Origin of the sequence: Nostoc sp. MG11 (assembly GCF_014904695.1) — a bacterium.
Classification (GTDB): Bacteria; Cyanobacteriota; Cyanobacteriia; order Cyanobacteriales; family Nostocaceae; genus Komarekiella.
In genome coordinates this window covers 1-2,861 of the sequence record NZ_JACXXN010000145.1, presented here as the reverse complement: position 1 = coordinate 2,861, position 2,861 = coordinate 1, and the positions used below count along the sequence as shown (strand labels likewise).

Sequence of the window (2,861 nt, the reverse complement as noted above, 5' to 3'; positions counted from 1 at the left end):
CAGTGGAGCAACGACCCCAAGACTTACTACTGGCGGTGTGGTGATGGCATCCAGTACTGGAGCGTGAAGGAGGCGATTGAGGCATTATCCAGGGTGATGGCTTTGGTGAAGAGTGAAGTGCCAACAGTTAGTCGAGAGTTGGTAATGGCGTAGTTCTGATAAATAAGGCGATTGTTAACAGGAGGAACCAATCGCCTTTAAGCTAAATCGTGGACAACCAAATATGACCAAACAATTCGCAATTCGCAATTCGCAATTCGCAATTCGCAATTGAAAATGCGAATTGGAATTAATTGATTAATTGCCGTCATTGGGTACAAGCTCCCACTGATTTAATTGCGTTAGCGGAGCGGGGCGTTAGCCCATTGCGAATTCACAATTGCGAATTGGGTTGGCACAAGCTACAACAATTACAACTGTTCAAGAAACGGGGTTTGAAAAATTAAAAGACAAAATTCTCTTGCTCCAAGCGACCCCAATGCAGAAATCATCGAACTGACTGGTTACAAACTGATGTACTGCAACGGAGCTTTTTATTCAACCAAACAAGTGAAATTATGAAACTTAGCTACGATCAGGGAACAGGAAAATTTGTCATCTCTGAATTAGGACGCATTCTTGACTCGGATATTGATTTAGAGTCTCTAGCTACGAGGTATGGATTTGTCGCTCCCTCGACAAATGAAGAAATGACGGACGAAGAAGCGCAACAAATGGTCAATGATTTCTTGAAGTGCGAGTAGTTAGCTACAGAAACCATCTGATGCTACGCCAATGTGACAGTGAAAGTTACAAACAGGAATTTCAACCATGACAAATACTACTGCAAAAACCGCCGAGGAATTGATTGCAGACTTAGAGCAATTCACAGGCTCGGAAGTCGTTTACAGGCATTGGCTGGGTATTCTCCGTTATACCGAGGGAGTGAAACATTTAGCCCAAATAACCCAATGTTACTGGCTACTGGATGCGATTGGCTCTTATCAGCATCGGCTTGGGTCTAATCCCCGACTGCGAGACTTTCAGGTGTGGCGTTTGGTGGTGGAGAACCAGTCAGGAGTGCTGATTTGTGAAGAAAATACGGACAAGGAAGTACTGCGGCAGGAAATTCCGTACACTGATTTTCCGCTGTCAGAAATCACGCTGTATCTAGCACAGAAGGTGTTGATGCTACCGAGTGAGTATTAATAATAAAAGGTGGGTTTTAATACCCACCACGCCTGAAGCAATCAAATACAGTAAGCTGTCGCATTCCAAAAATGATCCAACAACCTCATGATAAATTTGCAAAACAGTTTTTAGAGGAGTTACTTGCTCCCTTTGGGGAAGTAAGAACGAATAGGGAAGTAACAGACGAAGCTAGATTTGTTGACGTGTTATTTTCCCCGACACCAACATCTGCAACTAATGCAGAAACTTTAGGATTGTTGGGTAGAATTGCCGTATTAAATACTACTTTACTAGAACCGTTTCGCAATCAACCAAGTAAAACAGAAGTACGTAACTGTCTACAGAAATTGTTTACTGTGATTGCAGACGCACAGCGGAAAGCCAACAGGGAAGACACAACAATAGCGGAGAACGATTTAGCAAGGCTGTGGATATTAGCGCCAAGTGCTTCAAAAGCTTTGCTCAAGGCTTTTGGAGCTACACTAGATTTAGAAAATTGGATAGAAGGGATGTACTTTCTGCCTGAAGGTATAAGGGCAGCAATAGTAGCGATTAACAAGCTACCACAAACTCCAGAAACACTATGGTTTAGACTCTTGGGGAGGGGAAAAGTACAAAGGAAGGCAGTAGAAGAACTGGTTGCACTACCACCATCTGACCTTGTACGCCGGAATGTACTGGAAATAATTTACAGGTGGCGTATCAGTGTAATGGCACAGACAGAATTAACCAAAGATGACCAGGAGTTGATCATGAACTTAACTCAAGCTTACCAAGAAGCTAGAGCAGCAGCGGTACAAGAGGGTATAGAGCAAGGTGTACAGCAAGAACGGCGTCAAGTTGTGGAAAACTTGTTGAGATTCCGGTTTGGTTCTGTGGATGAGGAATTAACGGGAGTGGTCGATAGCTTGTTGCAGTTAACTCCAGAGGAGTTTGCCAGAGTTTTACTAGAATTATCTAATTTATCCCGTGAAGAATTGCTGGCGAGATTTGATTCGCATAGGTAATTTGTAACCACAAACATTTATTAGTAGTAAAAAGCGCTTTTGTAACAGCAAGAGCGCTATTTTATTGGCTTTGCACTCAATACATTAGAAATCAATGGCTGCGCCTAGCGTCGGTGAAATACATTGGTATCAAACGAATGAATTCTCAAGAAACATCGGAATTACTTGCTGCTTTGATGCGCCAAGAAGAATTGCTCAAGCAGTTAGTCGCTTCAATCAATAAACCGAAGTTGGGACTCCACAATGATGCAGGCAGTGGCAAAATCTACTGCAATCGCCATAACGGTTATCTGTGGTACACGCTCAACAATGGTGAGCCAAGTGCTGTTGCTGCTACTGCCTTAACAGGATATCTGCGAGAGTTGCGATTCGAGAAGTGCGAGCGGCGGGGCAAGGAAGTACACAAGCTGCTAGCTACAATTCAGGCTGAGCGAACATACATCTTGGAATCCGGGCATGATACTCAGTTTGCCAAAGGGTTATTAGCAGCCATTGCCAGTTTGACTCCACAACAGCTTTATTCACCCATAACCTTACAACCGCAGCCAGGGACAGATGATAGCGTCCTGTTCTGTAAGGTGTGGGTCGGGTCTGAGTTAATTATGACATCCTACGGCGAAGAATCGAACTGGCGAGAAATCAGTAAACAGGCTTTGGCTGTTACGAAAACGGCGGCTTCTATGG

General features: G+C 43.8%; 4 protein-coding genes. All 4 read left to right on the top strand.

What is annotated here, in order from left to right; all coding sequences use genetic code 11:
* Positions 1 to 557: 557 nt before the first annotated feature.
* Entirely contained in the window at positions 558 to 743 is a 186-nt protein-coding gene (locus tag HCR01_RS37535) for a hypothetical protein (RefSeq protein ID WP_193200953.1), read from the top strand.
* Positions 744 to 810: 67 nt separating this feature from the next.
* A complete protein-coding gene (locus HCR01_RS37530; RefSeq protein WP_193200952.1) occupies positions 811 to 1,188 on the top strand; it encodes a DUF6876 family protein in 378 nt (125 codons plus the stop codon).
* Between the two features lie 71 nt (positions 1,189 to 1,259).
* A complete protein-coding gene (locus tag HCR01_RS37525; RefSeq protein ID WP_193200951.1) occupies positions 1,260 to 2,177 on the top strand; it encodes a hypothetical protein in 918 nt (305 codons plus the stop codon).
* 137 nt (positions 2,178 to 2,314) lie between these two features.
* On the top strand, positions 2,315 to 2,861 hold a 547-nt coding region (locus tag HCR01_RS37520; protein ID WP_193200950.1), incomplete at its 3' end, for a hypothetical protein.

Bases quoted from the DNA above. Each gene is read 5' to 3' on its own strand.
- HCR01_RS37535 (WP_193200953.1), top strand. From the start codon at position 558: ATGAAACTTAGCTACGATCAGGGAACAGGAAAATTTGTCATCTCTGAA.
- HCR01_RS37530 (WP_193200952.1), top strand. From the start codon at position 811: ATGACAAATACTACTGCAAAAACCGCCGAGGAATTGATTGCAGACTTA.
- HCR01_RS37525 (WP_193200951.1), top strand. From the start codon at position 1,260: ATGATCCAACAACCTCATGATAAATTTGCAAAACAGTTTTTAGAGGAG.